Annotated in this window: 24 protein-coding genes; 11 read left to right on the top strand and 13 right to left on the bottom strand. The window is 73.0% G+C overall.

The features are described 5' to 3' along the window. Positions 1-219: 219 nt before the first annotated feature. Entirely contained in the window at positions 220-3,390 is a 3,171-nt protein-coding gene (locus tag OV079_RS46615) for a VIT domain-containing protein (RefSeq protein ID WP_267776454.1), read from the bottom strand. A 326-nt stretch (positions 3,391-3,716) separates the two neighbouring features. Between OV079_RS46615 and OV079_RS46620 the strand changes: the two genes are divergently transcribed. Continuing rightward, positions 3,717-4,469 (top strand): hypothetical protein, encoded by a 753-nt coding sequence (locus tag OV079_RS46620; RefSeq protein ID WP_267776455.1) that lies wholly within the window; start codon positions 3,717-3,719, stop codon positions 4,467-4,469. A gap of 157 nt (positions 4,470-4,626) precedes the next feature. On the opposite strand, the gene OV079_RS46625 is transcribed toward OV079_RS46620, so the two are convergent. The 3 genes from OV079_RS46625 to OV079_RS46635 all read right to left on the bottom strand — a co-directional run bounded on the left by OV079_RS46625 (position 4,627) and on the right by OV079_RS46635 (position 7,289). Beyond that, positions 4,627-5,220 carry a hypothetical protein gene (locus OV079_RS46625; RefSeq protein WP_267776456.1) on the bottom strand — a complete coding sequence of 198 codons (594 nt, stop codon included), beginning with the start codon at positions 5,218-5,220 and terminating at the stop codon, positions 4,627-4,629. An 88-nt stretch (positions 5,221-5,308) separates the two neighbouring features. Then, positions 5,309-5,881, bottom strand: coding sequence for a hypothetical protein (locus OV079_RS46630; RefSeq protein ID WP_267776458.1), 573 nt, complete (start codon positions 5,879-5,881; stop codon positions 5,309-5,311). Between the two features lie 37 nt (positions 5,882-5,918). Then, entirely contained in the window at positions 5,919-7,289 is a 1,371-nt protein-coding gene (locus tag OV079_RS46635; RefSeq protein WP_267776460.1) for a tetratricopeptide repeat protein, read from the bottom strand. 172 nt (positions 7,290-7,461) lie between these two features. On the opposite strand from OV079_RS46635, the gene OV079_RS46640 reads away from it, so the two are divergent. Continuing rightward, positions 7,462-8,445, top strand: a complete 984-nt coding sequence (locus OV079_RS46640) for a hypothetical protein (RefSeq protein WP_267776461.1) — start codon at positions 7,462-7,464, stop codon at positions 8,443-8,445. A gap of 70 nt (positions 8,446-8,515) precedes the next feature. Here OV079_RS46640 and OV079_RS46645 read toward each other — a convergent pair whose 3' ends face one another. Next, complete coding sequence (locus tag OV079_RS46645) at positions 8,516-8,761, bottom strand: hypothetical protein (protein WP_267776462.1); 246 nt, start codon at positions 8,759-8,761, stop codon at positions 8,516-8,518. A 275-nt stretch (positions 8,762-9,036) separates the two neighbouring features. Here OV079_RS46645 and OV079_RS46650 point away from each other — a divergent pair, with 275 nt between their 5' ends. Then, positions 9,037-9,447: a hypothetical protein gene (locus OV079_RS46650; protein ID WP_267776463.1), complete on the top strand. Its 411-nt coding sequence runs from the start codon at positions 9,037-9,039 to the stop codon at positions 9,445-9,447. A 5-nt stretch (positions 9,448-9,452) separates the two neighbouring features. Further along, positions 9,453-10,166 (top strand): deoxyribose-phosphate aldolase, encoded by a 714-nt coding sequence (gene deoC, locus OV079_RS46655; protein WP_267776464.1) that lies wholly within the window; start codon positions 9,453-9,455, stop codon positions 10,164-10,166. Here the strand turns inward: deoC and OV079_RS46660 are convergent. Next, positions 10,151-10,351: a hypothetical protein gene (locus tag OV079_RS46660; protein WP_267776465.1), complete on the bottom strand. Its 201-nt coding sequence runs from the start codon at positions 10,349-10,351 to the stop codon at positions 10,151-10,153. The genes deoC and OV079_RS46660 overlap by 16 nt on opposite strands. Between OV079_RS46660 and OV079_RS46665 the strand changes: the two genes are divergently transcribed. From OV079_RS46665 to OV079_RS46680, 4 genes are all read left to right on the top strand, one after another. Continuing rightward, positions 10,341-11,012 carry a nucleoside phosphorylase gene (locus tag OV079_RS46665; RefSeq protein WP_267776466.1) on the top strand — a complete coding sequence of 224 codons (672 nt, stop codon included), beginning with the start codon at positions 10,341-10,343 and terminating at the stop codon, positions 11,010-11,012. The genes OV079_RS46660 and OV079_RS46665 overlap by 11 nt on opposite strands. A gap of 157 nt (positions 11,013-11,169) precedes the next feature. Continuing rightward, positions 11,170-12,156 carry a cache domain-containing protein gene (locus OV079_RS46670; RefSeq protein ID WP_267776468.1) on the top strand — a complete coding sequence of 329 codons (987 nt, stop codon included), beginning with the start codon at positions 11,170-11,172 and terminating at the stop codon, positions 12,154-12,156. Continuing rightward, on the top strand, positions 12,153-13,271 hold the full coding sequence (locus OV079_RS46675) for a hypothetical protein (RefSeq protein WP_267776469.1): 1,119 nt from the start codon (positions 12,153-12,155) through the stop codon (positions 13,269-13,271). Before OV079_RS46670 ends, OV079_RS46675 begins: the two co-directional genes overlap by 4 nt. A 93-nt stretch (positions 13,272-13,364) precedes the next feature. Then, positions 13,365-13,490 carry a hypothetical protein gene (locus OV079_RS46680; protein ID WP_267776471.1) on the top strand — a complete coding sequence of 42 codons (126 nt, stop codon included), beginning with the start codon at positions 13,365-13,367 and terminating at the stop codon, positions 13,488-13,490. A gap of 16 nt (positions 13,491-13,506) precedes the next feature. On the opposite strand, the gene OV079_RS46685 is transcribed toward OV079_RS46680, so the two are convergent. Genes OV079_RS46685 through OV079_RS56800 form a run of 4 tightly spaced genes read right to left on the bottom strand, consistent with a single transcriptional unit; the run spans position 13,507 to position 17,269 of the window. Beyond that, entirely contained in the window at positions 13,507-14,835 is a 1,329-nt protein-coding gene (locus OV079_RS46685; protein WP_267776472.1) for a hypothetical protein, read from the bottom strand. Between the two features lie 8 nt (positions 14,836-14,843). Then, the gene (locus tag OV079_RS46690) at positions 14,844-15,599 is read right to left on the bottom strand and encodes a tetratricopeptide repeat protein (protein ID WP_267776473.1); all 756 of its coding nucleotides are present in this window, start codon (positions 15,597-15,599) and stop codon (positions 14,844-14,846) included. Further along, a complete protein-coding gene (locus tag OV079_RS56795; RefSeq protein WP_420829591.1) occupies positions 15,583-16,191 on the bottom strand; it encodes an RNA polymerase sigma factor in 609 nt (202 codons plus the stop codon). The genes OV079_RS46690 and OV079_RS56795 overlap by 17 nt, the downstream gene beginning before the upstream one ends. Further along, complete coding sequence (locus OV079_RS56800) at positions 16,178-17,269, bottom strand: hypothetical protein (RefSeq protein WP_267776477.1); 1,092 nt, start codon at positions 17,267-17,269, stop codon at positions 16,178-16,180. The genes OV079_RS56795 and OV079_RS56800 overlap by 14 nt, the downstream gene beginning before the upstream one ends. 256 nt (positions 17,270-17,525) lie before the next feature. Between OV079_RS56800 and OV079_RS56805 the strand changes: the two genes are divergently transcribed. After that, the gene (locus OV079_RS56805) at positions 17,526-19,424 is read left to right on the top strand and encodes an IgGFc-binding protein (protein ID WP_267776478.1); all 1,899 of its coding nucleotides are present in this window, start codon (positions 17,526-17,528) and stop codon (positions 19,422-19,424) included. Positions 19,425-19,444: 20 nt separating this feature from the next. On the opposite strand, the gene OV079_RS46710 is transcribed toward OV079_RS56805, so the two are convergent. Continuing rightward, a complete protein-coding gene (locus tag OV079_RS46710; RefSeq protein ID WP_267776479.1) occupies positions 19,445-21,511 on the bottom strand; it encodes a cation:proton antiporter domain-containing protein in 2,067 nt (688 codons plus the stop codon). A 286-nt stretch (positions 21,512-21,797) separates the two neighbouring features. Here OV079_RS46710 and OV079_RS46715 point away from each other — a divergent pair, with 286 nt between their 5' ends. Together OV079_RS46715 and OV079_RS46720 are read left to right on the top strand one after the other, a co-directional pair. Continuing rightward, a complete protein-coding gene (locus tag OV079_RS46715; RefSeq protein ID WP_267776481.1) occupies positions 21,798-22,415 on the top strand; it encodes a DUF4215 domain-containing protein in 618 nt (205 codons plus the stop codon). Continuing rightward, positions 22,358-23,212: a PQQ-binding-like beta-propeller repeat protein gene (locus OV079_RS46720; protein ID WP_267776482.1), complete on the top strand. Its 855-nt coding sequence runs from the start codon at positions 22,358-22,360 to the stop codon at positions 23,210-23,212. Before OV079_RS46715 ends, OV079_RS46720 begins: the two co-directional genes overlap by 58 nt. A gap of 57 nt (positions 23,213-23,269) precedes the next feature. Here OV079_RS46720 and OV079_RS46725 read toward each other — a convergent pair whose 3' ends face one another. Both OV079_RS46725 and OV079_RS56810 read right to left on the bottom strand, forming a co-directional pair. Next, positions 23,270-24,112: a BON domain-containing protein gene (locus tag OV079_RS46725; RefSeq protein ID WP_267776483.1), complete on the bottom strand. Its 843-nt coding sequence runs from the start codon at positions 24,110-24,112 to the stop codon at positions 23,270-23,272. A gap of 70 nt (positions 24,113-24,182) precedes the next feature. Further along, complete coding sequence (locus tag OV079_RS56810) at positions 24,183-24,755, bottom strand: OmpA family protein (RefSeq protein ID WP_267776484.1); 573 nt, start codon at positions 24,753-24,755, stop codon at positions 24,183-24,185. Between the last annotated feature and the right edge of the window lie 294 nt (positions 24,756-25,049).

Genomic DNA, 25,049 nt, shown 5'->3' on the forward strand with positions numbered 1-25,049 from the left:
GGCAGCGCGCGAGGTCGACGCGGTAGCCGGCGCGGGCGGGGTCGATGCTGACGAGGGCGCGGCGGTGGGCGCAGCTGCGGGCGAGGTCGCCCTTGCTGGCGAAGCCCTGGGCGAGCTGGAGGTGGAGCGCCTTGTCGAACGGCTTGACCTCGGCGGCGGAGGCGTAGGCGCGCGGGGCGGCGGGGTCGGAGCGGGCGGCGAGGAGGTCGGCGACGGCCATCAGCGCGGGCGCGTGGTCGGGGTCGGCCTCGGCCCAGGCGCGGGCGTAGGTGAAGCTGTCGGTGGCGCCGGCGCGGATGGCCGCCTGGACCAGCTTGCGGTGGGCGGAGCGGCTGGTCGGGTCGGCGTCGACGGCCCGGCGCAGGACGTCGAGCTTGGCGGTGGTGGCGGCGGTGGGCGCGGTGGCCGGGCTGACCTTCCAGACAGGTGTGGGGTGGCGCGGGCGCGGGCCACGGCCGTAGCCGCTGCCGCTGCCGTAGCCGCCGGCGATCGAGTCGCCGTCCCAGGGCTCGGCGATGTCCGCCTTGGGCTTGGCGGCCTCCTTCTTGGCGGGGGCGGGCGGCGAGGACGGGGCGGTGGTGGCGGCCTTCTCCTGGGCGGGCGCCTCCTCGAGCTCGATCGACGCCTCGGGTTCGGCGGCCGGGGTGGCCTCGGTCTCGCCGCGGGCGCGGCGGCTCTCGTCGCGCTGCTGCTCGTTCGCCAGGCTGTCGTAGAGGTCCTCCTCGGCGCTCTTGCCCTTGTTGAGGCGAGTGCTGCTCGCGGCGTCGGCCATCGGCGCCGGCGGCGGGCCGGATCGGGCGCGGGGGCCTCGGCGGGCCGGGGCTCGGCGCCGGCGGCCATGTCCTTCGGGGCAGGTTGCACGGGGGCCGGGGTGGTGGTCACCGGCACGCCGCCGGTCGGGGCGACGGTGCCCTTGGCGTCGACCGTGCCGGGCTCGATCTTGCCGGTCCAGCCGGTGGTGCGGCCCGACTGGCGCACGACGTTGAACTCGCGGTACATGGCGTCGTTCTCGAGCACGAGCAGCGCGGTGTAGCGCGAGAGGACGGTGTACTGGCGCGAGAGCTCGATGATCTCGGAGCGCGCGGCGTGACCGCGGCCGGCGGTGAGCGCCTCGATCTCCTCGCGCGCCCAGGTGCGCGGCAGGTGGGCCCGGCGCGAGGCGTCGGGGCCGGGGACGGCCTCGAGGTCGACCTGGATCCTGTCCGAAACGACCTGTCCGTCGGGACCGGTGGCCTGGATCGTCAGCGGGCCGTGGACCGGCTGGCTGAGCTTGCCGACGAGGGTGATGGTCTCGCCGGGGCGGACGCCGGCGAGCTGCTCGGGGTGGGCGTAGACCATGCCCTGCGGCAGGCTGATGTCGACGTTGCGGGCGACCGGGAGAGCGGCGCGCAGGCCGAGCTCGCGCGCGAGGCCGCGGAGGTCGTCCTTGGCGTCGGCGCGCAGGAGGTCGCCGCCGGTCTTGCGCGCCAGCGCCGACAGGACGGTGAGGTCGGAGCGGGCGCCGAGAGCGACGGCCTGCACGCGCGTGCCGGCCAGCGGGCGCTCGACGTCGCGGAGCAGCTCGTCGGGCGCGAGGGCGCCGGCGCTGGGGCTGCCGTCGCCGAGGTAGACGATGACGCGCTCGGCCTGGCTGGCCTTTGGGTCAGCTGCATCGGTGCCGAGAGCCCCGGCCGCGGCGCGCATCATGCCGCCGATGTCGCTGGCGCCGGCGAGCACTTGGCCGTCGAGGAAGCGCTCGGCCTCGGCGAGGTGGGCGCCCGAGGCAGGGCCGAGGCCGCCGGGGGCGACGTCGCAGGCGGCGTCGCAGGCGAGCACGGTGATGCGGTCGTCGGCGCCGAGCGTGGCGGCGGTCGACTGCACGAGGCTGCGCGCGACGGTCCACAGGTCGGGGGTGGTGCTGTGGCTGCGGTCGAGGACGAAGGCGAAGTGGCGCGGGCGGTCGCCGGCGGCGAGCTTCAGATCTGGCTTGAAGGCCAGCATGAAGTAGGCCTGGCCGTCGCGGTCGAGGTGGGTCTCGGTGTGGACGCGGCGCTCGCCCTCGGGCAGCGGGATGTCGACGCCGAGGTCGTGGACCGGGCGGAACCGCTGCGACTTGGTGGCCAGCTCGACGCGGTCGCCGAGGTCGCGCCGCTGCAGCGCGGCCATCGGCGTGACGAGCTCGCCGCTGGCCGGCAGCTCCGACTTGTCGACCTCGATGGCGAACTCGAAGTTCTCGATCTCGGTGCCGCTGGCGCCGCTGCTGGCCCCGGTCATCGGGTAGCGGTAGCGCAGGTCGTCGCCGACGACCGGCAGCACCTGCGTGTAGCTGAGACGGATCTTGCGCTCGCCGCGGCCGGGGATCGGGAAGATCTTGAGCTTGAAGATGTTGCCGCGCTCCCACTCGAGCAGGGCCGGGTCGCGCGGGATGGTGGCGTCGACGATCTGCTTGAAGATCTGGCGGGCGCGCTCCTTCTCCAGCATCTCGGCGTTCATCCACGTGTTGCCGACCAGCAGCTGGAGGCCGGAGATCGAGGCGTCGGCCGGGAGCGGGAAGCGGTACGTGCCCTCGAGCACCTCCGCGGCCTCGTTGTAGAAGGTCTGCTCGATCTCCGTGCGCGCGATCCGGCCGGAGATCGCCACATGAACTTTCTGATCGACGAGCGCGAGCTTGTAGAGCTCGGTCTGGCTGCCGGCGCGGCGGGCGGTCAAGCTGCCGACGCCGGCGGGCACGGCGTCGGCCATGCGCGCGGCGACCTCGAAGGCGCGCGACCACGCGGTGTCCTCGAGCGGGCGCAGGCTGACCTCGGGCTGGGCCGGCTGCTGCGGGGCGAGCGGGGTGTCGACGTGGGCGCCGGGGCCGAGCGGGACGTCCTGGCCGGCGGTGCGCAGGCGGGCTGACCCATAGACCACGTCGTAGCTGCGGCGGTCGCCGCGGGCGAGGACGCGGGCCTCGCCGGTCGAGACGTCGAAGGTGTCGGCGCCGGCGCGCAGGGCCAGCGGCGGTTGACCGGCGGCGACGATGGCGACGAGCTCGCCGCGGTCGAGGTCGAGGGCGCGGGCGTCGGGCGCGTCGGGGAGGGTGAGGCGGGTGTCCTCGTTGATCCGCAGGACGGTGCCGCCGGTGAGGCGGAGCTCGACGATGGTGCCGCGCGGGACGACGAGGACCTGGCCGGCGCGCAGCTTGGCGCCGGGGCCGAGGAATGTCCCTTCGGGCAGGTCCTCGGTGCGCGCGCCGACCGGTCCGGAGGAGTTGGTAAGCTCGGCGACGGCCTCGCCCTTGGGGTCTGCAGGGGCGACGGGGGTACCTCCGGGGCCGACGGGGCCCTCGGTGGCGGCTGGCGCCGGCGGGTTGCAGGCGGTGACGAGCGCGAGGGACAGGGTCGAACAGAGGAGGCGTCGCGCGTGCGGCATGGGTGGCTCCGGCGGGGCGGGGAACGTCCCTGGGGTGGGAGTGGTCTCGCCCGGCGCTCGCCCCGAAAACGCGGGGCAGCGGGCCATCCTTACACAGTCGGAAGCGCCGCGGGGGCGCCTTCGCGGGGGGCGCACGGCCGGGCGGGCCCGCGCGCGGCCGCCCGCATGTGCGCCGCGTCGATGATCCGCGCCGGATCTCGCCAGGTTATAGCCAGGCGCGGCGATGTTGCTTACTGTTAGCGCCCCATGGCTTCGGCAAGGGAAGTCTTCCTCTCGCACGCGGACAACCCGGCGTACGACCCCACGGTTGCGAAGCTCGCCGCAGCTTGACCGCGGCCAAGCAGGAGGCGCTCGAGAAGGCGCGCACGGTCGCGCAGGACGAGCTCAAGCTGGTGATGCCGATCCTGTACGAGCGGATCGTGGTGACGACGATCCAGATCGCCGCGCACGTCGGCCTCGGCGTCGGCCTCGCGCTCGAGGCGATCGACGAGACCCGCAGCCACACCTCGCTGTCGCTGTTCTCGCGGGAGATCCGCGAGATGATGACCGAGACCGGCGTGTCGCTGAAGCGCCGCCACTCGAACCGCATCGCCAAGCTGGTCGCCGAGATCGAGGCCCAGCGGCTGGCCTGGCGGCACAACCACGAGTTCCTGTCGTGGCTGGCGTTCCGCCGCGACGACCCGCGCTACCCGCCGCACGACCGGCGCGAGCGGCTCGAGGCGTTCAAGCTGCAGCACCGCCTGCTGACCAGCCGCGACGCGGTGATCGCCAAGCTCGGCGGGCCGCTCGCCGCGGCGCTCGAGGGCCACGACCGCTTCATGCTGGCCAACCGCTGGCGGCTGTCGCCCAACGCCGAGCACTCGGTCGAGCGCTACTCGTGGCCGCTCCTGTCTCTTCAGCCAGGTCCCGTGGTGATGCTGGAGTTCGCCCGCGTGGAGTACGACGCGTTCATCGACGCCGGCGGCAACAAGGAGCAGGCGCAGGCGCTGCTCAAGAAGATCGCGGCGGCGGTGCGCGACCAGCTAGCGGCGGCGCTCGAGCACCTGCCCGAGGACGCGCGCTCGGGCCTCATCGCCTGAAGCCGCGGGCTCGAGTCGCTCGCGGGCGCGAGCTTCATCGCCTGAAGCTCGGCGAGCGAGTGACTGGCGGGCGCGCTCGAAGCGAGCGAGGACCGGTTCATCGCAAGAGCGGCTCGAGCGCAGTGACTCGGAGGAGCGCGGGTGACTCGCGGACGAGTCACTCGCGGGTGTCGGGGCAGCCCGGCGGCAGCGACTTGCACGGCTGGCGCGGGGCGTCGGCGGGGCAGGCCTCGTCGAGCGCGGCCCAGAACTCCTCGCTGTCGTTCCAGCCGTCCTCGCGGGCGACGTCGCCGAGGCAGAGGTCGATCATCTCGAAGCGGCGCGGCAGCGCGGCAGGCGGATAGGCGACGCGATCGGTGCTCTGACAGTAGCCGGCGCGGCACTCGAACTCGTCGGGCTCGAGGAAGAAGTTGAGCTGCGGGCAGTCGGCGTCGGTCTCGCACACGACCATGCGGCTCCACTCGTTGACGAAGTCCCACGACCCGTAGCCGCGGGGGTCGACGCAGGCGCCGTCGATCGAGATGAAGCGCGACCACGAGTAGCCGTACCACGGCCGGTCGTCGCCCCGGCAGCTCGGCAGCGGGGCGGAGCCGGAGATCCGCCGCACCTCGCAGCCGGCGTATTGCGAGCAATCCCACGCGAACACGGCGCCGCTCTGATCGGTCAACCGCTCGGGGTTGAGCTCCTCGACCGGATCTTCGCCGATGATGCAGGCGGCAGCGAACAGCGGGAGGACCGCGAGACGTCGCATGGCCGCAGCCTAACACGAGCCCGCCGCGGCGCAGGCGAGCGGCGTGCAAGAGGTCCGCGGGCGGCGATGAGCGCCGTTCCGCCGGCGTTCAGCCCCGCGGGTCGGGGCAGCTCGCCGGCAGGTCGAGGCACGGGTCGTTGGGCCCGCCGGGGCAGGCCTCGTCGATCGCGGCGGCGAGCTCGGGCGAGGCCTCGTAGGGCTCGTAGCGCGGGATGTCGCCGAGGCAGATCTGCTCCATCGCCCAGCGGTTCGGCAATTGGTCGAAGGACTCGGCGTGGGCGGCGTTCTTGCAGAAGCCGGCGTTGCACTCGAAGACGTCGTCGCCGATGGTCGGGCACTCGCTGTCGGACTCGCAGACGACGAACCGGCCGAGCCGCGGGAAGCTGACCCAGCCCTCCGAGTCGGCGCATACGGCCGACAGCTCGATCATGTCGCCCCACGAATAACTGTAGGCGGGCTCGAGCTTCGGGCCGCACTCGTCGACGGGGAGCGGCGGCGAGTCCTCGAGCAGGCTCAGCCGGCACACGTCGTCGTCGTCGCACTCCCAGCCGAACACCGCGCCGCTCTGGTCGGTGAGGACTTCGGGCTGGACCGGGGCGCTGTTCTCCTCGCCGCACGCGGCGACGAGGGCGAGCGAGAGGAGGACCGTTGCTGTTCGCATAGGCCGACGGTACCCGGCGACGCCGCGGCGCATTCCGTCACTGCACGCGGTCGAGCCGCTCGATGAAGGCGTTGATGTCGATCGGCGGCGTCAGCTTGGCGGTTTCGAACTCGTCGCGGGCGAGGACGGCGTGCGAGCGGGCGTGGTCGTACTCGGCCAGGCGGGCGTCCATGGTGGCGGCGAAGAAGTAGCGCAGGCCGCGGCGCATCAGGTCCTTCTCGAGCTCGACGTCGGCGAGGAGGGCGTCGCGGCAGACTGTGATGAGGTCGTTCTCGGCCGGGAGAGTGACGTAGGCCTCGAGGTTGTCGAGGGCGAGCTCGAGCTTGTCGGCGACCAGCGGGCCGTCGAGGAGGATCGACGGGAAGGCCGCCTGGAGCTGGCGGATCGCGGCGCTCTGGCCGTCGGCGGCGAGGGTCATGCGCGTGAGGCCGAGCAGCGACGGCAGGTGCGAGCCGTCGAGCTTGCGCGCGGCCTCGTAGAAGCCGCGCGCGGCCTTGAGGTCGCCCTTGTTGCGGGCGACCTCGCCGCGGAGGAACAGCGCCTGAGCCTGCTGGCCTGTGTCGCCGAGCTTCTTGTAGTTGGCCTCGGCCTCGGCGGCGTGCTTGTCGGCGGCCGCGAACTCGCGCTGCTCGAGGGCGATGACGGCCAGCATGGTGGCGATCGTCGGCTCGTCGTAGCCGCCCTCGCGGGCGAGCAGCAGGAACGGCTTGGCGGCGGCGCCGGAGTACTCGCCCATCTGCACGCCGGCCCACAGGAACGCGAGGTCGGGGGTGAGGTGGTTCTCGGCGGCGAGGGCCGCGAGGTCGCCCTTGAGGATGCCCTGGGCCATCTCGGCGGCCTCCTTCGAGGGCGGGCAGCGCGACACGTAGGCGGTCGCGCGGGCGCGGGCGATCCGCGCCTGGGTCTGGAGGATCGGCTCCTTGGCGGTGAGCGCGGCGTCGAGGTTGGTCAGCATCGCCTCGACGGCGATGTCGCCGGGGCCGAGCTTGGTGTCCTCGCTGTAGTCGCTCTTGCGCGTGGGTGGGGTCTTGGCGTCGAGGTCGACCAGCCGCCAGGCGACGCCGCGGATGCAGACCGTGAAGTAGAGCGCGGCCAGGTCGGCGCGGGCGACGGTGATCCAGTGGCGGCCCTCGCTGTCGGCCAGGGCGGCGAGGGTGTCGTCGGCGGTGCGCGCCTTGCCGTCGCGGAGCAGCTTGCTGGCCTTCTCGAGCGCGGCGACGGTCGTCGGGCCGGCGTGCGAGCGAGCGGCCTCGACCAGGGGCGTCAGCGCGAGCCACTCCTGCCACGAACCCATGGCGACCTGCGCGGCGCCGGGCTCGGGCGCGGCGGACGGGCGGCCCTTGCAAGCTGTCCCGAGAGACAGGCCAAAGGCGAGCGCGACAGCGAGGACGGAGCGGCGGGGCGGCACGGCTGCGAAGGGTAGCGCGCGGGCGCTCGCGACCTCGGGGCCGGAGGCGTGACGATCTTCACGGATTCGCCGGCTGTAAGCCGCGGGGACAGGGGGCGTTCGGGGCGCGAGGCCGGCGAACGGCCTCGCCCTGCCCCGGGCGGCGTTTCGGGGCCTGCGGAGACAGACGATCATGCGACGACCCAGCAGCAAGTCCTTCGGCCTGATGGCGACCCTTCTCCTCGGCGCGGCGGTGTTCGCCTGCGGACCGGGCGTCGCCGAGGCCCACCGGCCGTGGAGCGATTCGGGGCAGCAGGTGGCGCCGCCGTGGGGCCAGGAGGTGTCGCTGTCGATCGAGAGCGGGTACGGCGGGGCGCTGCCGACCTACCAGCACCGCGGCTCGGTGTTCGTGGCCGGGCAGATGGGCGAGCGCTACAACATCCGCGTCCGCAACAACTCGGGCGAGCGCGTCGAGGCGGTGGTGACGGTCGACGGGCGCGACGTGGTGAGCGAGCAGCTCGGCAACTACAAGACGCAGCGCGGCTACGTGCTCGAGCCGTACGGCTCGGTGCTGATCGAGGGCTTCCGCCAGTCGCTCGACAGCGTGGCGGCGTTCCGCTTCACCGACGTCGGCAACAGCTACTCGGGCCGCTGGGGCACCCCGCAGCACGTCGGCGTGATCGGGGTGGCGGTGTTCAAGGAGAACCAGCCGCGCAGGCAGCGGCGCGAGCCGCCGCCGCCGATCGCCACGCGGCCCTACTACGAGCCGTACTACGGCGACTACGACGCCCGCGGGGCCGAGAGCCAGAGCCGCTCGGCGCCTGCGCCCGCGCCCGCGCCGGCCGACGCGCCGGCGGCCAAGAGCGCTTCCCCGCGCGGGGGCGGCTATGCGCAGGAGGACGCGGCCGCCGAGTACAGCCGCAGCCCGCGGCTCGGCACGCAGTACGGCGAGACGACCTACAGCTCGGTGCGCGAGGTGACGTTCGAGCGCCGCCACAAGCGCCGGCCCGACGTGATGATGACGGTCTACTACGACAGCGCCGAGAACCTGCGCGCCCGCGGGATCATCGTCGACCCGTACTACTCGCCGGCGCCGCCGCACGACCCGCGGCCGTTCCCGGCCGCCAGCGAGCGCCACAACCAGTACGCGCCGCCGCCGCCCGCCCGCCGCTACTGAGCGATCGGGCATGCCCTATAGGGCATGTTTGAGGGGACAGGTCTCGACGGGCCTGTCCCTTTACATGTCGTCAGGGCCAGCCGATGAAGTGGCGGCTGAAGAAGCCGAGGCCGGCGCTGGTGGCGTTGGCCAGCAGCGACCACAAGAAGGCGCGCCGGAGCCCGCAGCCGCGCAGCAGCAGGGCCTCGACGACCACCGCGAAGGTCTCGGCGAGGATGAAGTAGATGGTGTAGCGGTGGACCTCGAGGAACGGCCAGCGGTAGCCGAGGTCCTCGTAGGCGCGCGAGTAGAACACCCCGAAGAACACGAACCACATAGGGGTGCGTGAGCGCAGAGGCGAGGAAGGCAAGCCCCACCCGCTGCGGCCACGGGAGCGGCGCCACGCGGTCGGGTCCGCCCAGAGCGCGCAGGTAGATCGGCACCTCCACCAGCTGGGTGAAGGCGAAGGACCAGAACCAGCGAGCGACCATCACGTGCGCGCAATGTACCAGGTCGGCGGCGGTCACCGGGTAGACAACGCGGTTGTCGCACGCGGTCCCTGCTGTTATGGTCCGCCCGCCGGCCCGTCACGGCCGCAGGAGCGAACTGCCCATGAAGCGCCTCTCCATGCCCATCGTGTCCGTCCTGGTCGCGCTCGCCGCGGGTTGCGGGGTCGGCCCGCACGTCGACGACTACAACGAGTCCCTGGTCGCCGCGGCACTGGCGGGCTGCGCCTGCGGCAACATCGGTTACTCGTCGGAGGAGGAGTGCCGCGAGGAGGCGCCGCCCGACGCCGGCGAGCAGGCCTGCGTCGAGGCGCTGTTCAAGAACGCCGAGGCCAACTACGAGGCGCAGCTCGACTGCCGCACCGCGGTCCAGAACCGCCTCGCCAACTGCCTCAACAGCAAAGCCTGCACCGACCTCGCGCGCCTCGGCTGCGCCGGCGAAGCCCTCGAAGACGAGGCCGACTGCCCCGACCTGCCGAACGACATCAACAACGAGCTGCGTCAGTGCCTCGATTGAGGCCGATGCGCCGCGCCGAGCTCGCCGCCACCATCGACCACACGCTGCTGCGCGCCACCGCGACCGCGGCGCAGGTCGAGCAGCTGTGCCGCGAGGCCCACGCGGGCGGGTTCTTCAGCGTGTGCGTGCAGCCGTCCCGCGTCGCGCTGGCCCGCGCCACGCTGACGACGCTGGGCGCGAGCACGAAGGTCTGCACGGTGATCGGCTTCCCGCTCGGGGCCAACACGCCGGCGATCAAGGCGGCCGAGGCGGCCGAGGCCGTGGCCGACGGGGCCGACGAGCTCGACATGGTGATCGCGCTCGGGGCCCTGCGCGACGGCGACGAGGCGGCTGTCCTCGCGGACATCCAGGGAGTGGTCGGCGCGGCCGGCGGAGGGCACCTCACCAAGGTGATCCTCGAGACCGCGCTGCTGACCCCCGAGGAGATCGACGTCGCCTGCCGCCTCAGCGTGGCCGGCGGGGCCCGCTTCGTGAAGACCTCGACGGGCTTCGGGCCCGGCGGGGCGACGGTCGCGGCGGTGCAGCGGATGCGCGCCGCCGTCGGCCCGGACTTCGGCGTCAAGGCGAGCGGCGGGATCGCCGACGCGGCGGCGGCCCGGGCCATGCTGGCCGCCGGCGCCTCGCGCCTGGGCGCCAGCGCGTCGGTGGCGATCGTCGCCGGCTGGGACGAAGATGTCCCCTTCGACAGGGTCGTCGGGACAGGTCAGGAGCAGACATGACGCAAGGCTACGAGTCCGCCACCAACGTCCGCGACGCGGAGGGCCGCCAGTACCACATCGCCCTCAAGCCCGGCGAGGTGGCCCGCCACGTGATCCTCGTCGGCGACCCCGAGCGCGCGCCGGGTCGCCGGCAACTTCGAAAAGGTCGAGCTCGAGCGCTCGAACCGCGAGTACGTGACGATCACCGGCGTCCACCAGGGCCTGCGCGTCAGCGTGATGGGCACCGGCATGGGCGCCGCGAGCACCGAGATCGCGATCGTCGAGCTGTGCCAGTGCGTCGAGCGGCCGGTGATGATCCGCTGCGGCAGCACCGGGGCGCTCCAGCCGGGCATGGGGCTCGGCGACCTGGTGATCTCGCAGGCCGCGCTGCGGCTCGAGAACACCACCCGCTTCTACGTCGAGGACTCGTACCCCGCGGTCGCCGACCCGCAGGCGGTGATGGCCCTGGCGGCCGCCGCCGACGCGATCGGCCAGCGCTGGCACGTCGGCGTGACGGCCACGTCCCCGAGCTTCTACGCCGGCCAGGGCCGCTCGATCATGGGCTTCCCGCCGCGCGAGCCCGACATCGTCGAGCGCCTGGCCCGTCAAGGCGTCAAGAACCTCGAGATGGAGACGTCGTGCCTGCTGACGCTGGCGACCCTGCGCGGGTTCTCGGCCGGGGCGGTGTGCGCGGTCTATGCCACCCGCGCCGACGACGTGTTCATCTCGCCTGCGCAAAAGGACATGGCCGAAAAGGCATGTATCGCCACCGGCCTGGGGGCGCTGCACACGCTCGACGAGATGGAGCGGGCCCGCGGGACGCGGCCGATCTGGCACCCGGGCCTCGGCCTGAAGCAGCGCGGCTGAAGCTCGCGGCGGGCGGCGCGGGCGCGAGCGGTCGAGAGCCGCGCACCCGCGCCCGCGTCGGCGCGCGAGGACCGACGATCTCCGCGCGCGCCGACCGACGGAGCGCGATCGCCCTCGCGGCGGGGCCGACGCCGCGCCCGCGCGTAGGCTTGGGCGGATGTGGCCCTGCAGTCCCAGGCGCGCCGTCGCGGCGGAGCTGGTGCTGGCGCTCGGGCTCGTGCTGGTGGCGCTGCGCGCCCGCGAGTTCTTCCGCGCCCGGGCGGCGCTGCTGCAGGCGGTGTACGAGGACGTGGCGACCGCGACGAGGGCCGCCGCGGCCGCGGTCGAAGGCGATCACCGCGAGTGCATGGCGGTCGTGCGCGGCCTCGTGGCCGACCTCGAGGCGGGGCGGCTCGCGCTCGCCGGGGTCGAGCGCCGACTGGCCCGCGAGACCGCGACGCACCCGCACCTGTTCGGCGTGGTGGTGGTGTTCCCCGGCTCGGGCGGCGCGCTGCTGGCCCCGGCCGACCTCCGCGCAGGGCAAGGGCGGAGCTTCGTGCGGCTCGATCGCGTCCTCGACGTCCGGGCCACCGACTGGTACGCCGCCGCGCTCGCGATAGGGGACGCGGGCTGGGGCGGACCCATCCGCGGCTCCTATACGGGGCACTACATCACGCTGTACTGCGGGGCCTGGGCGCCGCCCGCTCGCGCCGACGCGCGCGGCCACGTGTGCGCCAGCCTGTCGCTGCACGATCTCGAGGCGCTGCGGCAGTCGTTGCCCGCCGGGCGCTTCGGCTACACCTGGGTGCTGTCGCGCGAGGGCCGGTCGCTGTCGCACCCGAAGGTCGACTGGGTGCGCGCGGCCAGGACGCCCGATGAGATGGCCGAAGAGACAGGTGATCCGCGGCTGCGCGAGGTCGGGCGGCGCGCCGCCGACGGCGCGACCGGCAGCCTGCAGGCCACCGATCCGCTGACCGGGCGCGAGGCGGTGATGATCCAGGCGCCGATCCCGGCCTCGGGCGGTTCGCTGGTGGCGGTGATCCTGCGCGACGACATCGTCGCGGCCGAGCCGTCGCTGCGGCGGCGACAGATCGACATCGTCGTCGCCGTGCTGGCGACGCTGACCGCGACCGGAGGGCTGCTGCTGGCGGGAGGTCGACGATGAGCCCGTGGTGGCTGGCGATCGCGGCGACGCTTCCGTTCGCGTTCGGGGTGGTGTTCGTGTGGCGGCTGGAGCTGGAGGGCGTCGACCCGTCGCGCGCGACGCCGGTGTTCGACCCCGACTCGGTCGACCGCTTCGTCGCTGCGCTGACGCAGCGGACCGGCCGGGCAGGGCTGCCACCGCCGGTGCGGATCGAGACGGGGATCGAGCTGCAGGCGATCGTGTTCCCGGGGCCGCACGACGTGATCCTGACCGGGCACATCTGGCAGCTCTACCCGCCGTCGGCGCCGCGCAAGCTGAAGTGCGGGGTGGTGTTCCCCGACGCGGTGCCGGTCGACGACGACGTGATGCGGCGGGCCTGGCGGGTCGACACGCCGCGCGGCGAGGTGATCGGCTGGTACTTCCGCACGACGCTGTACCGCCGGGTCGACTACGCGAAGTTCCCCATCGACGAGCGCCGCGTGGTCCTGCGCATGTGGCACGCCGACCCGACCGAGGACGTGGTGCTGGTGCCGAACTTCTCCGCGTACCATGCGATGTTCCCCGCGCTGCAACCTGGCCTCAGGGACAGAATGCAGGTGCCGGGGTGGACGGTGGAGACCAGCGAGTTCTCGCTGGCGACCACCGAGCGCCGGACCGGCTTCGGGCTGCCCGGGTTCGCCGCCGAGGGCGAGGCGCCGGAGCTCGGGTTCGAGGTCCGGCTGACGCGCAACTTCACCGACGCGTTCGTCTCGAACCTGCTGCCGCTGATGATCGTCGCCACGCTGCTGTTCGGCGTGCTGATGACCGCCAGCCTCGACCGGGAGAAGGCCGAGCACCACGGCTTCACCAGCTCGGCCGCCTACGCGACCAACGCGGCGCTGCTGTTCGTGGCCCTGGTCGGGCACCTGCGGATCCGCGAGGAAGTGTCGACGCCGCAGATACTCTACCTCGAGTACTTCTATTTCGTGGCGTACTTCATGATCCTCGCGGTGTCCGTGGTGGTCTTCATCACCGCGACGCCCGGGCCGCACCCGCGCCTGATCGCCTACCGCGACGTGCTCCTGCCGAAGCTGGCCTATTGGCCCGTCAGCTTCGCGCTGTTCTTCGTCGTCACGGTGCGCGTGTTCTATGGATAGGACGTTCGTGACGCCGGCATCGCGGCTTGCGACGCGGCAGGCGCGAGATGACTGGCCGGGGGCGTCTCGGCTTGCTAGCCTGACGAACTCCAAATGCGTCGTCTGCGGTACGTCAACGGCGGCGTCTACTTCGCGCGGACCGACAGCCCCGACCCCGCGGACGACGGCCTGTGGTACCTGTCCAGCGTGGCGCTCGGGGTGAGCCCTGCCGGGCCTTGAGCCCGGCGCGGGCCGATCACGGCGCGGCGCCGGCGGCGATCATGGCGGCGTCGTAGCTGCCCTCGCAGATCGAGAAGACTTGTGGGGTGCCGAGCGCCTCGGCGACGCTGAGCAGGCGGGTCGGCGGGATGGCGATGACGGTCTCGTCGGTGGGGACGACGCATCCGGGGCCGATGCCGAACAGCTCCTGCTGCGCGGGGTCGGGGTCGTCGGCGTAGGTCAGCGGGACGTTGCCGCTTTCGAAGCCGACCGGTACGCCGGCGACGGCGAACAGGCGCACCGTGGCGCCGCCGGTCTTGCCGGCTTGGATGTCTTGCAGCACCTGCACGTAGTTCGACACCGGGTGCAGCACCGCCTGCGCGGGATCGGCGGTGGGCGAGCCGTCGTCGGCGAAGTCCTCGGACTCGCAGCTCGCGTAGTTCGGGCCGGCGCCCTCGCACTTCACGCCGGCGTTGAAGCAGACGGCGCTGGTGGCGTCGGGGCGGTCGGGGTTCTCCCAGAACACTTTGTTGCTGGTGAAGATGTCGTCGAACTCCGGGGCGTAGCTGCAGTCGGCCTCGTCGGTGACGATGATGATGCGCAGGTCGGCCTCGGGGCGCAAAAAGCCGTAGTTGGTGGGACTGTCGGGCGAGCTCGACAGCGCCAGCGCCATGTACATCGCCTGCAGCGGCGACTCGAAGCCGCAGCCCTTGACGCCCTGCGGCAGCGCGCACGCCAGCGCGTCGACCAGGTCGATGGGGATGTTGCGGTCGCCGCCGGTGCGCTCGATCCACGCGCGGGGCTTCGGCTCGGGGTCGACGGCCGTAATCGTCGGCGTGATCGTGAAGTCCACACCGGTGAACGAGCACTTGTTGGTGCAGGCGGTCGAGAAGTCCTGGCCGTTGAACTCGAACTCGCCCTCGGCGGCGGCGTCGATGCAGCTGCGCAGGACGAACTTGCCGCCCTCGGGGAGGGTCTGCGCGTTCGGGCAGCGCGGGTTGCCGGTGTCGGTGGTGGTGACGGCGATCCGCAGGTCGGCGCCGTCGAGGTCCGAGAGCAGGGCGGGCATGCTCGAGGCGAGCAGGCTCTGGTGCCGCGCCATGCTGCCGGAGTTGTCGATGACGAACAGGATGTCGACCGCGGGCACCGGGGGCGGCTCGCCGGTGGTGCCGTCGGTCGTGTCAGAGGTGGGATCGTCGGTCGGGTCGATCGCCGTGGTCGCGCTCGGGTCGACGCTCGAGTTGCCGGAGCTGCCGCCGCCGGTGGTCTCCTCGTCGGGGGGGCCGCCGGTGAGCGTGATGCCCTTGAGCTCGCACGCGGCGACGAGGGGGAGGAGCAAGGAGAGGGTGAGGGGCAGGCGTGTCATCGGCCGGGCTATGGCCGCGGCTCGCCCGAATCGTGCGACGATTTGCAGGCCGCGGCCGCTCGCTCGCGCAGCGGTGATTGGGGGTAGTCGGCGAGGAAGGCGTCGGCCTCGCGGCGCGCCTCGTCGCCGCGCCCCAGCAGGCACAGCGCCTCGAGCCGCCGCAGCCGCGCCTCCGGGACCAGCGAGCCGCGCGGGTGGGCCGAGAGGTACTCGTCGGCGCGGCGCAGGGCGGTCGCGCCGTCGCCGTCGCGCACGGCCTGGGCGGCGGCGCGGACCGCGGCGAGCTCGCGCGCCAGGTCCGCCTCCGGACCTGTCTTTTCGGGCATGGACGGAGAGACAGGTCGCTGCAGCGCGGGGACCGGCGCGGGCGGCTCCGGAGAGATGTCCGAAGGGACAGGTCGAGACGCGGCCGCGGAGGGCGGGCCCGCGACCTCGACCGCCTGCGGGCGGGCGTCGGGCTGGTGCTGGTAGGGCGCGGCCGCACCCGCGTCGCGTCCGCGGGCCGAGAAGCTGTCGGGCCAGACGAGGCGTGCGGCGAGCAGCGCGGCGGCGGCGGCGGCGAGCAGGCCGAACGCCCACGTGCGCGCGGACGACGACCCGGTCCGCGCGGGCGCCTCGACGGGGCCGAGCGCGGGCGCGGGCTCGCCGGCGTCGATGCGGCGCAGGAGCTGCTGCCAGTTGTCGGCGGCGCTGCGAGCCGGCGGGGCGTGCCGCGCGCGATAGGCGAGCAGGACGTCGCGCGAGTCGTCATCGTGGCTGGCCATGGGTCCTCCGCAGTTCGGGGGCGAAGCGTCGCACCGCGCGATCGAACAGGGCGCGCGCGGCACGAAGTCGCGAGTAGACGGTGTTGGTGTTGGCGCCGGTGGCGGCGGCGATCTCGGGCGCGGTGAGGAACTCGAGCTCGGCGAGGACGAACACCTCGCGCTTGTCGTCGTCGAGGGTGGCGAGGAAGCGCTCGACGAACGCGGCGGCCTCGGCCTGCGCGAGCGCCTGGTCGGGCTCGACCGCGGGCGGCGGATCGGGCACGGCCCGCAGCTTCCGCTCGGCGCGCGCGGTGCCGCGGCGCAGGTCGGCGGCGACGCGACGGGCGATGCCGTAGAGCCAGCTGCGCATCGAGCTGCGGCGGTCGAAGTCGTCCCAGCGGCGGTAGACGACCAGGAAGACGTCCTGGACCTTGTCGTCGACGGCCTCGGCAGGGACGCCGAAGTAGCGGAGGATCCGCCACACGAAGTCGTGGTGTTCGCGGAAGACGACGGCGAACTCGGGGGCGACCCCGAAGGACCGGACCGCGCGGCGAGCGGAGGCATGTCGAGCGGGGATTGGCCGCCGGGCTCCCGGTCCGTCACGGAATCTCAGCTGGACGCCGAGGACGGCGCGGAAGGCGGCAGGATGGGCGCGGAACACCGGTCCGACGCCGTCCAGGACGAACTGCGGGCGCACCACCGGGACCTGGGCGTCGACGCCGAGGGTGACCGCGAGCCGCCGGGCGACCGGGACCGCCAGCTCGGGCCCGACCACCACCGCGACCCACGGCTGTGCGCGTGCGCGCGGCCTCGACCCCGAAGCCGGCGCCGAGCAGCGCCCCGACCTCGACGCCGCCGCAACCGGCCAGCTCGAGCCGCGGCCGCAGGCCGGCGACGCCGCAGGCGCGGAGCGTGGCTGTCCACAAGGACAGGCGGGCGCCGGGCGGCTGCGCGGGGTCGGGCCGGGCCTCGCGCGGGACCAGGCCGGCGAAGCCGAGCTCGACGCGGAAGCCGCGGCGCATGACGCCGAGCGCGAGGCCGAGGCCGCCGGTGGGGCCGGGCAAGCTGCCCTGGTCGAACACGCCGGCGAGGCGCAGCGAGGCGCGCGAGGGGTCGGGCGGCGGAGCGGGAGCGGGCGCGGGGACATCGAGCGGGTCGTCGGCGGCGACGCGGGCGGGCGCGGGCGAGGCGAGCGGGTCGTCGGCGGCGAGAGGGGCGGGGGCGCGGGCAGGGGCGGGCGTGGCGACAGGTGCGGGCGCGGCCGAGGGCGTGGATGTCACTTGGGTCATGTCCGAAGGAGCAGGTCCTTCGCGCCATGTCCCATCGGGCTCGGGCGGCAGCGCCGGCGGGACGCCGACGGCCAGGCTGGGGTCGACCGCGGTGGCGAAGATCTCGGCGGCCGCGTCGGCCAGCACCTGGCAGCGGCGATCGCGGAGGCTGCGACGGTCGCGGCCGGCGGGGCTCTGCAGCTCGAGGTCGAGGTGGAAGCCGCGGGCCTCACGAGTGACGACGCCGCGGGCGCGGACGCGCTCTCCCGGGCCCCCGGCGTCCAGCGGCCGGCCGAGCAACCTGGAGGTCGTGGCCGCGACGTCAGCGGTCACGGGGCAGCCCTCGGGGGCCTGCCACTCGAGGTCGAGGCCCGCGGGCGCGAACGCGGCCGCGAGGGCGAGGGCGAGGAGGTGGGCTGGCACCAGGCCGGAGAGTAACGAGTCCCGCGGCCGTCTGCACGGCCCTGGCCGGCGAGCAGGTCCGAGCCGCGGACACCCGCCCGCCGGGGTGCCCGGGACGACATGGCGAAAAAGACAGGTCGCGGGGGCGCGGGCCCGGTCGACAGCGGGGCCGGGCTTCCTCTACTGTGCGGGCATGGCTGATTCGATTCGATTTTCGGGTGTGTGTGCGGCCCTGCTGGTGGTTCCGCTGATGGGTTGCGGTGACGATGGCTCCGCGGTGACTGCGACGGTGACGGCGACGATGCCGTCGACCTCGCTGCCGACGACGCTGACCTCGGGTGTGAGCGCCAGCGAGGGGACCACCACCGACACCCCGACCACGACCGAGACGTCGAACGGCTCGAACTCCGGGACGCAGAGCACCACCGACGGCACCGACAGCGAGGGGACGGCGACGTCGCCGACCGAGCCGGGGACCGTCAGCGCGACGACGACCGACAGCAGCACGACGATGATGGTCGACACCGACTCGACCACCGACACCACCAACACCACCGGCGACCCGCCGTGCCAGCAGCTCGAGTGTTCGGACGACCTGCAGTCGGTCGAGTGCCTCGGCGTGCCGGTCGAGGTGTGCGCGCCGGGCAACTACTGCGTCGACGGGGCCTGCACGCCGATGACGCCGTGCGAGGCCGCCGAGCTGCTGAAGGGCAGCGAGGGCTGCGACTTCTGGTCGGTCAAGACCGAGCTGATCGCCGAGGCCAGCGGCACCTGCTTCGCCGCCTTCGTCGCCAACACCTGGAACGAGCCGGTCCACATCGAGGTCGAGTACGACGGCCAGCAGCTGCCCGTCGCCAACTTCGCGCGCATCCCCCAGGGCCAGGGCGCCAACATCGTCTACAGCCCCTACGACGCCATGGCCGGCCTGCCGGTCGGCGAGGTGGCGATCCTCTTCCTGTCCCGCGGGCCAGGTAGCTTCCCGAACTGTCCGGTGCCCGGCGGCGGCTTGCCGGTCGAGACCCAGGTGGTCGGGACCGGCCGCGGCAACGCGTTCAACATCCGCACCGACCGCCCGGTCGCGGCCTACCAGATGCTCCCGTACGGCGGCGGCTCGGTGGCGGCGACGTCGGCGACGCTGCTGCTGCCGACCAGCGTCTGGGACACCAACTACATCACCGTCAACGCCTACCAGAAGAGCGCGGTGGTGAGCGACGGCAACCCGCTGGTGGCGCTCGTGGCCGACGAGGACGGGACCGAGGTGACCATCGACCCGAAGGTCGCGGTGGTCGGCGGCAACGGGGTCCAGGGCGGCCCGGCCGGCACCCCGATCACGTACACGCTCAACCGCGGCGAGACGATCCAGCTGCAGCAGGTGCAGGAGCTGACCGGCTCGGCGGTGGCGGCGAACAAGCGCATCGGCATGTTCGGCGGCGCGAGCTGCCTGAGCGTGCCGACCGGCGCGTATGCGTGCGACGGGGCGCACCAGCAGATCCCGCCGGTCAAGGCGCTCGGCAACGAGTACGCGGCGGTCCGCTACCGCAACCGCACCGGGCAGGAGGAGTCGCCGCCGTGGCGCGTGGTCGGCATGGTCGACGGGACCCAGCTGACGTGGACGCCGAGCAAGCCGGCGGGCGCGCCCGACACCTTGTCTTTGGGACAGGTCGTCGAGTTCACCTCGAGCGGCGGCTACACCGTCAAGAGTCAGGACGCCGACCACCCGTTCTACCTGGCGGCGTACATGACCGGCGGGGAGAGCTTCAACGGCATCGGCGACCCCGAGTGGGTCAACGTCGTGCCGTCGGCCCAGTACCTCGACAAGTACGTGTTCTTCACCGACCCGACCTACTCCGAGACCAACCTCGTGGTGGTGCGCGCGCAGAAAGACGGGGTGTTCGCCGACGTCAACCTGAGCTGCGCCGGGGCGCTGGGCGGCTGGCAGCCGCTCACCGACCAATATCAATACACCCGCGTCGACCTGGTCACCGGCAACTTCCAGGACGTCGGCGGCTGCTCCAACGGGCGCCACGAGATCTCGAGCACCAACCCGTTCGGCGTGACGGTGTGGGGCTGGGGCTCGCCCGCGACCCAGAACTTCGTCACCACGTACGTGTCGTACGCGTACCCGGCCGGCGCGGCGCTCAAGGCGATCAACGACGTCGAGATCTTGCCGCAGTGATCGCGGCGCGATCCGGAGGTTCACCCGCGCTCTAAGATCTCGCGCGCGCGGACGATCGCCTCGGGGGTGCCGGCGAGCGCGAGCACGTCGCCCTGCACGAGCGGGGCGTACGGGGCCGGCGAGGTGTCGGGCGTCGAGCGGCGGTGGACGGCCATCACGGTCGCGCCGGAGCGCTGGCGCAGCTGCAGCTCGGCGAGCGTGTGGCCGATGGCGAAGTCGCCGGGGTCGAGGCGCAGCGGCGCGAGGTCGGGGAAGCCGGGCAGCAGGTCGCGCGCGCCGGGCAGCGACCGGTCCTCGTCCACCTCGTCGCCCTCGTGGCTCTGCTTGGCCAGCATGGCGACGATGAGCTCGGTGCCGGCGCGCACGTGGCCCTGCAGGTTGGCGAGGCTGCGCCAGCCGTCGTAGAGGAGGACGACGGCGATGAGGCCGAGCACGAACAGGATCGTGCTGAGCGGCACGAACGGCTGGGCGATGGCGACCAGCGGGCCGCTGACGGCGAGGCTGAGCGCGACCTCGAGGGCGACGGTGAGGGCGCGGCGCGGCGCGGCGCCGAGGTCGGGGCCGTCGTCGGCGTGGGCCGGCACGACGACGCGCGCCAGGGTGCGCGCGACGGCCCGCAGGTGGCGCAGCACGCCGAGGAAGAACAGGCTGACGACCACCAGCGACAGCGTGACCCACACGACGTCGACGAAGGACGGCGGCAGGTGGAAGCGGTCGGCGAAGAACTTGACCACGTCCCAGTGGATCAGGCTCGAGCCCGCGGCGGTGGCCATCAGCAGCGCCGCGTCGACCACCAGCAGGATCACCGAGCGGCGCACCCGGCTCCACACAGTCACCGCGCGCGGCGCCGTGCGGAGCTGCTCGATCCACGACTCGTAGAAGTCGACGAACGTCTGCAGCCGGCCGGGCAACCACCGCTGCAGCGCGCCGGCGAGCCGCTCCGAGCGGCGCACCAGCCACGGCGTGCTGATCTGCGTCAGCAGCGACACGCCGACCACCACCGGGAACATGTTCGGCTCCAAGATCCCGGCGGCGATGGCGAAGGCGGCGATGATGAACGAGAACTCGCCGTTCTGGGCGCAGCCGAGGCCGGCGCGCACGGCGTTGGTGAGGCCGTTGCCGGTGAGGAACGCGCCGGTCGACACGCCGACGACCTTGCCGACCACGACCACGGCCGTCAGCGCGAGCACGAGCGGCCACTGGGTGACGATCTCGAGCGGGTCGGACTGCATGCCGACCGACACGAAGAACACCGCGCCGAAGATGTTGCGCAGCGGCTGCACCTGCGGCTCGAGCTTGTGGCCCTCGCCCGACTCCGACACCAGCATGCCGGCCACGAAGGCGCCCAGCGCGATCGAGTAGCCGGCGGCGGCGGCCAGCGAGGTCATGATGAAGCAGACGGCGACGCTGGCGATCAGCAGGGTCTCGGGACGCTCGTGGGCGGCGGCGCGGCGGATGAAGCGCGGGATCACCAGCAGGCCGAGCGCCAGCAGGGCGAGCAAGAAGGCGATGAGCTGGCCCACGGACCAGGCGAAGTCGCCGGCCGACAGGCCGCTGCCGCCGGCGACCGCGGTCAGCAGCGCGAACACCAGGATCGTGAAGATGTCGTCGAACACGAGGATCGCGAACGCGAGGTCGACGAAGTCCGCGCGCTGGCGGTGCTCCTCGAACGCCTTGGCGGCGATCATGGTCGACGAGCTCGAGATGCAGGCGGCGACGAACAGGCTGTCGATCCGGTCCCAGCCGAACAGGCGCGCGCAGCCGAAGCCGAGCGTCATCATCAGCGCGACCTCGAACAGGGCGGTGAGGCCGGCGGCGGGGCCGATGCGGGCGATCTTCCGCAGGTTGAACTCGAGGCCGATGCTGAACATCAGCATGATGACCCCGAACTCCGAGAGGTCGTGGGTCAGCAGGCCGGTGTCGCGGGCGACCTGGATGCCGGGCACGTACGGGCCGATCAGCACGCCCGCGAGCACGTAGCCGAGGACGGGCGGCTGCTTGAGCCGCTGCGACAGCATGCTGGTGACCGCCGCGGTCGCCAGGATGATGCTGAGGTCCTGAATGTAATGGACGACGTCGCCGGCCATGAAAAGGTGGCGAGGTATAGCGCCGCGAGCCCGGCGAGCGCGCCGCCCGGGGCGCAACGCGGAGCGCCGCGAAGCACGGGCCGCCGTTTGCGAGGCGGCCCAGCGGGCGCGCAGGCGGCGGACTTCGGGCCGATCGTGGAAGCGGGTGCGTGTCGCGGTGCAGGCCGAACGAGCGACCTGCTGAGCCCGCCGCAGGGGGGTCGTCGCGAGGGCTCGCGCGTAAATGCGCGAACGCGCGAGCAGGCCGGCTTTCGCGGGTGAAAGGCGTGGTCTAAAGTCGGCGACCATGACCTCGTCTGCTCGTGCTGCGATCGTCGCTCTGCTGCTCGCCTGTCAGCCCGCGTCGCCGGGCGGCGCCACCGGGAGCACGACCGAGGAGACGACGGCCGGCACCATCACCGCCGGGCCGACCACCACGACCACCACGACGATCGATCCGACGATCGACCCGCCTGTCACTACCACTACCACCACAACCACCGAGCCGGCCGTGCCGGTGTGCGGCGACGGGGTCGTGGCCGGCGACGAGGCGTGCGACGACGGCAACCAGATCGACGACGACTGCTGCACCAACGCCTGTACCAAAGGACAGGTCGAGCCGGGGCAGGTGTGCTGGACGGTGATCGTCGAGGGCACCAAGAACGGCGAGGACCTCGCCGGCGGGATCGCGGTGGACGCGGCCGGCGAGATCTACATCGCCGCCAGCGTGGTCGACATGGCGGCCGGGCCCGACGCGCTGATCCAGAATTCGACCCCGGAGGGCTCAGCCAGTGGACGCAGCAGTACGACGGCGGAGTCAACGCCGCCGACTCGGCGATCCGGCTGGCCGCCGAGCCGACCGGGTTCATGGTCGCGGTCGGTCGGCAGACGGTCGCGCAGGGGCAGCCGGGGCTGTTCTGGCTGAGCAAGTGTACGCCGACCGGACAGCTGGTGTGGCAGTTCACCGACGACGCGCCGATCGCCGGCGCGGCGGTGGCGATGGCCGGCGACGACCCGGTGGTGGCCGGTAACATCAAGCAGGCCCAAGACACCAACGGCTTCGTGCGCAAGTACGACGAGAACGGCGGCGAGATTTGGTCGCGCGTCCACGTCGGCGAAAACGGCGGGCTCGACAGCCTCGGCGGCGTGACGGTCGACGGCGCGGGCAACGTGTACGCGGTCGGGCGCGAGTCGACGGCCGCGCAGGGGTTCGACATCCTCGTCCTTCAGTACGGACCCGATGGCGCGCCCGGGTGGATGGACAAGGTCGACGGCGGGACGGGCGGCAACGACTGGGCGCTCGACGTCGCGGTCGACCTCGACGGGGTGGTGTACGTAGCGGGCCGCGTCGAGACGGGCGGGGGCTTCGCCGACGCGTGGCTGCGCAAGTACGAGGCCGGCGGGCAGGTGCTGTGGACGGACACCTTCGCGGGCGAGTTCGGCCGGAGCGACGACGCCGCGGCGATCGCTGCGGTCGCGGGCGAGGGCTTCGTCGCGGCCGGCGGCACGGCCGTGGGCGAGGACGACGTGGACCTGTGGATCCGCCGCTACGACGCCGACGGCGAGGTGGTGTGGACCGACGTCGTCGCGGGCATGAACGGCGGGGTCGACGCGGCGACCGACGTGGCGTTCACGCCCGACGGCGGGGTGGTCGTGACCGGCACCGTGACGGTGGCGCCCGACCTCAACAGCGACGTGTGGGTCCGCAAGTACGGGCCGTGAGGCCGCGCGGACCTGCGCGTGAGGACATGCCCGATCGGGCATGCCCTCACGGACAGGTCAGGACTCTGCCGCGTCCTCGTCGATGGTCTCGAGCGTGAGCGTCTCGGCGTCGAGGTCCTTGTTGTCGAGCTCGACGTCCTCGTCGGCCGGCGTGGGCGCGGGCCAGCGGGGGTCGGGGACGATGAGCGGCCGCTCGGGGGCGGTGATGCGCTCCTCGGCCGAGGTGTCGCGCGGGCCGGTGTAGGCGTGGCTCCGCAGGTCGCGGCGATCCATGGCGCGCTCGACCTCGTCCTGGACGGTGCCGCGGTCGCGCAGGTGCTCGCTGATCCACGCGTCGCGGCGGGAAGGGTGGTCGTCCTTGCGGGTGCTGCGGGGCTTGGCCTCGACGCTGTCGTCGGCGAAGCGCTCGGGCGCCGGCGCCGGGGCAGGCGGACCGATCCGCAGCAGGTTGGTGACGTCGCGGACACCGGCGATCTGGTAGGCGATGTCCTCGATGAGGCGCTTGGTCGCGCGGCGCCGGACGTCGCCGCGCAGGAGCACCTCGCCGCGCTCGACCAACACCTCGACGTGGCTGGCGTCGATCTCGTCGTGCGCGGTGAGAATGACGTGCAGGTCGTCGCGGATCGACTCGTCCGAGCGACGGTAGCCGCGCGGGCCGCGTCCGCTGTGGTCCGGCGAGGTCAGCTCGGCCTCGAGCTCCTCTCCGGTATAGTCGAGCTCGGCGTACTCCGACTCGTCGACGCGGGTGCCGTCGAGCGTGGCGTACGCGCCGTAGCCCTGATACGAGGCGTCGGCGAGGGGTACTCTGGATTCGGCGAATCCGCCGGGGAATCGCGGCCCCTGGCCGAAATCGCCGTTATGCCGGAATCCTTCGTCGATTGCTTGTCTGCGCCGGGTCATCGGATTTCCTCCGCGCTCCAAGTCTTGTGCATGGTCAGGGCGCGGGCAAGCGGCGGCGCTCCGCGCGACGTCAGTCGACCGGCAGCAAGACGACGTCGACGCGGCGCTCGTAGGGCCAATCACTCGGGGCCTCGGGCGCAGCGCCGGCCTCACCGGCGGGGCGGACGACGATGCTCTCGGGGTCGACGCCCTGCGTGGCGAGGAAATCGCTGACCGACTCGGCGCGCGACATGCCGACCTTGTCGCTGTACTCGTCGCGGCCCGCCGCCGTGTGGCCGCGCAGCTCGACCTTGCGCTCGCGCAGCGGGCCGGTGGTGAGGCACTCGGCGACGCGCCGCAGCAGGAGGTTGTCCTCGGGCTCGGGCGCGGCCGAATCGAACTCCATGTAGGCCTCGGGCGACAGCGGGATCCCGCAGGCCGTGGCGAGCGGGACGTCGATGAAGACGCCGGTGATCTCGACCCGCCGCTCGCCCGCAGGCTCGGCCTCGACAGCGGCCGCCGGCGGCAACGCCTCGCGCTCCTCGGCCTCGGCGATCAGCGCCTCGTCGACGCGCTCGGCGACGTCGCCCGGGTGCTCGACGGGGCGGTCGGCCGAGGTCTTGTGGCAGCCCGCCGCAGACGCGAGGAAAACACAGAGGGACACGTGGACGGCTCTCATGACCCCGCAGGATTGGCGAGCGCGCCCCGCCGTCAAGCCCGGGCGTGCTGAGGCGCAGCGACAGGACGCGCCCGCCCCGACCTGCGCCCGCTCGCCCGCTCCGGCTGCGCGTGGCGCGGCGGGGACCGGATGGCTTTCGGGGCATGTCCTTCGGGGCATGAGCCGGACGCCCGCCCGCCGCGGCCGCTTCGCGCGGTGGAGGCCGGATGGCCTTCGGGGCATGTCCTTCGAGGCATGGGCCGAACGCCCTGCCCGCCGCGGCCGCTTCGCGCGGTGGAA

The organism is Nannocystis pusilla, assembly GCF_026626665.1.
GTDB classification, from domain to species: Bacteria; Myxococcota_A; Polyangia; order Nannocystales; family Nannocystaceae; genus Nannocystis; species Nannocystis pusilla.